The organism is Microbacterium sp. (genome assembly GCF_035554235.1).
Taxonomy (GTDB): domain Bacteria; phylum Actinomycetota; class Actinomycetes; order Actinomycetales; family Microbacteriaceae; genus Microbacterium.
Genome location: NZ_DATMIO010000265.1, coordinates 1 through 5608, shown reverse-complemented (window position 1 = coordinate 5608; position 5608 = coordinate 1). Strand labels below are relative to the sequence as shown.

At 71.8% G+C, this 5608-nt stretch carries 5 protein-coding genes; 1 reads left to right on the top strand and 4 read right to left on the bottom strand.

The features are described from left to right. Positions 1–327: DUF4166 domain-containing protein (locus VNT50_RS13465; protein WP_325485621.1), on the top strand; the 327-nt coding region annotated here is incomplete at its 5' end. 106 nt (positions 328–433) lie between these two features. Here VNT50_RS13465 and VNT50_RS13460 read toward each other — a convergent pair. From VNT50_RS13460 to VNT50_RS13445, 4 genes are all read right to left on the bottom strand, one after another. Then, entirely contained in the window at positions 434–1096 is a 663-nt protein-coding gene (locus VNT50_RS13460; protein ID WP_325485620.1) for a cation efflux transmembrane domain-containing protein, read from the bottom strand. After that, the gene (locus tag VNT50_RS13455) at positions 1096–1431 is read right to left on the bottom strand and encodes an ArsR/SmtB family transcription factor (protein WP_325485619.1); all 336 of its coding nucleotides are present in this window, start codon (positions 1429–1431) and stop codon (positions 1096–1098) included. Before VNT50_RS13455 ends, VNT50_RS13460 begins: the two co-directional genes overlap by 1 nt. Positions 1432–1474: 43 nt before the next feature. Beyond that, entirely contained in the window at positions 1475–4186 is a 2712-nt protein-coding gene (locus VNT50_RS13450) for a GNAT family N-acetyltransferase (protein WP_325485618.1), read from the bottom strand. A 1-nt stretch (position 4187) separates the two neighbouring features. Further along, positions 4188–5608: IucA/IucC family protein (locus VNT50_RS13445; RefSeq protein ID WP_325485617.1), on the bottom strand; the 1421-nt coding region annotated here is incomplete at its 5' end.

The following is a 5608-nucleotide window of genomic DNA, read 5'->3' as shown; positions in this document are numbered from 1 at the left end:
CGCACGAACCGTGTGATGGAGGACACCATGGCCGTCGTCGACGGGCGCCTGATCGACCGGCTCGGACGGCGACGAGGGCTGGAAGTCGAGCTGGACGTGTCGGTGCACGAAGGCGGACTGCGAATGGTTTCAGGACGCTGTCGGCTTCGCGTGGCCGGGATCCGGATGCCGCTGCCGAGGCTCTTCACAGTGACGCTGGACGAGCGCATAGACACGGCCCGACCTGATCGGCAGCGGGTGGATGTCCGCGTGCGCACTCCTGGGATCGGCGAGGTGTTCAGCTACCGCGGCTCGTTCGTGTACCACGTCGACGGCGCCGCGGACTGACCAGCGACGGCAGTGGGTGCCTGGCCCGTGATGCTCGGGTGGCTGTTGTGGTCGCTGTGAGTGGCCGGATGCGGCACGAACTGCCACGCGAAGGCGAACCCGCGCCTCACTCCTGACCTTCCGCGTCGGCCTCGAGAATCATGCCGATCGACGTCGCGCACGAGTCGCCCTTCCACGCCTCGAGTCCCTCCCGCACGGCGAAGCCGGCGATGACGAGCGCGGCGACCGCGTCGGCCCACCACCAGCCGAGCAGGCTGTTCAGCGCGAGCCCCGCAAGCACGGCCGCCGAGAGGTACGCGCAGATCAGCGTCTGCCTCGAATCCGCGACCGCGGTGGCCGATCCGACCTCGCGACCGGCGCGACGTTCCACGTACGAGAGCACCGGCATCACCACGACGCTGATGGCCGCGAGCAAAATGCCCACAGTGCTGTGCTCGGCCTCGACGCGGCCCACGAGCGCCGCCACCGACGCGACGGTGACCCAGGCGGCGAGGGCGAAGAACGCCAGCGCGATGACGCGGAGCGTCGGCTTCTCCCACCGTTCCGGGTCGCGCCGGGTGAACTGCCAGGCCACGGCGGCGGCGGATAAGACCTCGATGGTCGAATCGAGCCCGAAGCCGATCAGCGCCGTCGACGACGCTGCGGCGCCGGCGGCGATGGCGACGATCGCCTCGATGATGTTGTAGCCGATGGTCGCGGCGACGACGAGGCGGATGCGGCGGTGCAGCATGTCCCTGCGGGCTGGCGTCACGGCGGTCTCGGCGTTCATCAGCACGTGCACCCGTCGCCGGTGCAGCACTCCGGCTCGACGAGAAGAACGACGCGCAGCAGTTCGTCGAGGGCGGGAGCGAGGTGGCCGTCGGCCAGGCGGTACCAGGTTCGCCGCCCGTCCGGGATCGCCTCCACGAGCCCGCACCCGCGAAGGCACGACAGCTGGTTCGACATGACCTGCCGAGATACCCCGAGCGTGTCGGCGAGATCGGAAGGATTCGCCGGAGCCGTGCGGAGTGCGAGCAGGATCCCCGCGCGCGTCGAGTCGGAGAGCGCGTGGCCGAGCCGCGACAGCGCGGCCGTGTGCGTCAGGGATGCGGTGGTGAGGGGCACATCCACGACGGTACAGCAAAACGTGTACTCACGGCATCCGCTGTCACCGGCCCCGCGCCCAGGCCGAACGCGAGAGGAAGGCCAGGCGGGCGCGCTTTCCGTCGACGTCGATCTCGGGCCCCTGCTCGAATCCGAGTCGCGCCATGCGGGTGAGTGCGGCCTCGTTCTGCACGTCCGGTTCGACGATGATGCGATCGGCACCCGGCTGCGCGAACATGAATCGGGTGATGACCGCCGTGAGGCGCGTGGTGAATCCGCTGACCGGAGCACCACGGGCCCCGAGCAGGAAGTGCACGCCGACATCGCCCGGCTCCACGCGGTAGGACTGCCCCACCGGATCGTTCTCGGGCTCGTAGGTCTGCAGGAGCGCGACGGGCGTACCGTCGCGGCGGATGAGGAACGCGTGGTGCGACGGCAGCGAGTCGACGTACGCATACAGCTCGCTCAGCTCGTCGCGACCGAGGTGGCCGAGACCCCAGAATCGCGCGCGAGGCTGCGTGACCCAGGCATGCACGATGCCGGCATCCGCTTCGGGATCGAGCACCGTGATGTCGATGCGACCGAGGGCCGGGTCGATCTCGGTGAAGCACAGCTCGCCGGGCCGACCCGTCGCGAGCCGGTCGCCGCGTGCACGATCCTCGCCCCAATTCCACGAGATGTCGCGGGTCAGGCGGTCCCAGTCGGTGACCACGCGCGCAGGGTGCACCTCGGCCCAGCCGTCGAGCTGGTCGGCGAAATGGGCGGATGCCGGATCGCCCGACGCGCCGAACGGCACACTCCAGCGGCTCTGCTCCCGATCGGCGAGGTCCCATGCCCAGCGGGCCACCGACCCGCGCCAGCTGCGGCGGGTGACACCGGGCGTGGATCCGGTGCAGCGGACGGCGTCGCCGTCGCCCGACAGGGGAACGGCGAGGTCGGCGCCGGGCGCCGTCACGCCGGGCACGTCGGCCAGCACGTGCACGGGCAGGAGCCGGTGACCGTCGCCCCATCGCTCGGGGGGTGCGTCAGCCGCGGCGGCGAGCGCCGCCCGCACGATGCCCTCCGCGTCGGGCGCGATCGCGGGATGCGCGAGGAGGCGAGGGATGACCGCCGCCACCTGTGCCTCCACCGACATCCATGGATCGAAGATCGCGCCGAACCCGTGCAGTCCGGCCAGCGGCGCCAGCGCCGCGTGCCCGCACAGGCGCTCGACGAGCGCCTCGCGCCAGGCGGCGAAGAGCGCGGCCGTGGGGGAGTCGCGGTCCATCCGCGCGTCCCAGTCGCGGAGCGCGTCGCGCAAGAGAGTGGATGCCGGGGGCAGATCTCCCTCCGGCAGGAGCGAGCGCAGCTCGGACACGGCAACGAGCGTGTCGGCCCAGATCGGCTCGAGGTCGTCGGTGGTGGACGGCCGGTGTTCGTCGAGCAGCTCGCGGATGCGCCCCGCGCGGTGCGGCGACGCGTACCGCCAGCCGAAGTCGACGGCGCTGTCTGCGGGGCGCTCGTTCGCGTCGACCGCGGTGCCGACGACGACGCGCGCGGGCGGCATCCGGCGCCCCGGCACGGGCGCTTCCGACGCGCCGTCGTGGGGAAGCCTGCGCTCGCGGCGGTTCCGATCCGGCGCGCGCCCGACGGTCGCCGACAGCACGGCCCCGCGGGCATCCGCGGCGAGCACGCGGTTGACCGGGTCGCACCACCGCCCGAACGCCGCGAGCACATCCGTCGCCGAGCGGGCCCGCAGGAGCGGCAGCAGTGCCCCGATCCCGAGGTTGCCGTCGGCGTGTGCGGGCATTCGGACCGACCACCCCAGCAGCTCACCGCCCGAGGTCTCGCGCAGGTCGGTGACCACGGGCCCGCGTTCGGTCTCGATCGCCTCGACCTCCACGGCCCGTCCGCCCCGTACCAGGACGCTCGAGCGTCGCACGTCGACTCTCCGCCAGCCGTCGGGGCCCAGCGCTTGCAGGTGATCGCCCTCACGCCGAAGCCGCTCGCGGAAGACATCGACGCTGTGCGCCATCGCGTTGGTGACCCCCCACGCCGCGGAGCCGGTGTGGCCGAAGTGGGCGATGCCCGGCACCCCGGGGAACGCGAGACCGACCACGTCGAACTCATCGCACGCGAGCCGCACCTGCTGGTAGACCCCGGGCAGCTCGAAGACGCGATGCGGGTCGCCGGCGATGATCGGCAGCCCGCTCGCCGTGAGCGATCCGTGCAGCGCCCACGCGTTCGACCCGCTCGAGGGGCCGGCGCCTTCTTCTTCCGCGGCGCCTTCTTCGGCGGCGCCGAACGCGGAGACCCAGTCCTCGCCGAGGGCCAGCCGAACGCGCTCCCGCCACAGCATCGCCGGGAACGACGAGAAGAGGGCATGGGCGACGTGCAGCACGCCCAGCGGCGCCCGATCGGGCCAGTCGTCGAGCGGCACGCGGTCGCCGAAGTGCTCGTCGAGCTGCCGGAACTCCGCGGCGCGGCATCCCACCTCTCGCATGCCGCGGCGCACGCCGTCGGTGTACGCGCGCACGAATGCGCTCGCTTCCGGGTCGAGCCCCGTGAACGCCCGGCTCGCGGTGTCATCGAGGCGGGCGCGGCGGGCGAAGACGTCCCAGGCGAGGCCGGCCTCGCCGATCAGCGACGAGAGCCGCCCCTCGGCACGCAGCCGATCGACCTCGATCTGCCAGCCGCGGTCTCGCGCGGTGACATCGCCCTGCGCCCGTGCCAAGGAGAGGATGTCGGACGCGCGAACATGCGGCACTCCGAGGTCGTCGCGGAAGAGTTCGGCCACGTCAGGCGCCGGCTCGCGCCACCGCGGCGACGGGATTCGCCATCCGCCCAGCGTAGATCAGCGATTGGGACTGGTTCGCGAGGTCGACCATCTGCAGGGTGTTGCGCAGCTGCAGGCGGTTGAGGCACGAATGATCGAAGGATGCCGCGCGCAGGTCGACCCCAGACGTCAGCCCCGGGTGGTCGAGGGCGTGCTCGTCGATGCATTCCGCGACGAGGGCCCAGAACCGCTGCTCGGGGAGCGTGGCGTCGACATGCAGGATGCCGGCGAGGTGCCGGAGCACGCCATCGAAGACGTCGGTGAAGATCGCGAGTGCCTTTTCGCGATCATCGACCGGCGAGACGACGCGGCGCACAGCCTCGGGCACCGGGCGCTCGCTGAGGAGGGCGATCTCCTCGCCGATGTCCTTCATGAACACCCCCACAGGCGCGTGTCCCTCGAGGACGATGATCAGATTTTCGCCGTGCGGCATGAATGCGAGATCGTGCGCCAGAAGGCAGTGCACCACCGGGCGCAGGTAGCAGCGCAGGTACGCGCGCACCCATTCCTCCGCGGAGAGACCCGACGCCCGCACGAGCGCGGTGGCGACCGAGGCGCCGGCGGCGTCGCGGTGCAGCAGGGCCGCCATCGTGGCGAGCCGCTGGCCGGGTGCGATCAGGGGAACCGGGCTCTCGCGCCAGAGTGCCGCGAGCATCTTGCGGTGCGCGGACGGCGCCGCGGTGCGGTGGTAGGCATCGCCCGTGTAGCCGATCGATGCCCGCTCGCGAAGAACGCGGAACCCGGCGCCTCGCAGCGTCGCGTCGCCGTCGACGAGGTGCCGCACCCAGTCGTTGATCGCGGGCGTCGCGCGCATGTATGCGGGGGAGAGGCCGCGCAGGAATCCCATGTTCTGCACGGCGAGGGCGGTCTTGACGTAGTGGCGCTCCGGCCGCGAGCGGTTGAACATCGTGCGCACCGACTGCTGGGCGAGATACTCGTCGGCGCCCTCACCGAGGAACACGAGGTCGCGGCGGGCGATGTCGGTCGCGAAGGTGATGGCGATGCGGTGCTCCCACTGCCACGGGTGCACCGGCAGCAAGTGATACTCGGCGCGGTCGAGACCCAGGTCTTCCAGACGCCCGCGCCAGCGTGCGAGCTGCTCGGTTCCGAGTTCGCCCCGCACGAAGGCGCCCTCGTCGAGGCCTTCGCCGAGCGCCAAGTGGGAGAGCTCCCGCCGCGCGGCAACCCAGACGAGGCGGAACGCGGATGCCGCCTCCGGCGCGTATGCGGCGTGCTCGGTGACCCCGAACCCGATCCGGCCGTTGTTCGCGACGAACCCCGGGTGCCCCTCGGTCATCGACGCCTCGATCGTCTGGAAATCGGCGCTCGCGAGCTCGGACGCGCTGGGCCCGCCGCGGTGGGCCTCGAACGCTGCACTGGCGA

Excerpts from the sequence above, each read along its gene's own strand:
- VNT50_RS13460 (WP_325485620.1), bottom strand. The coding sequence starts at position 1,096 with ATGAACGCCGAGACCGCCGTGACGCCAGCCCGCAGGGACATGCTGCAC.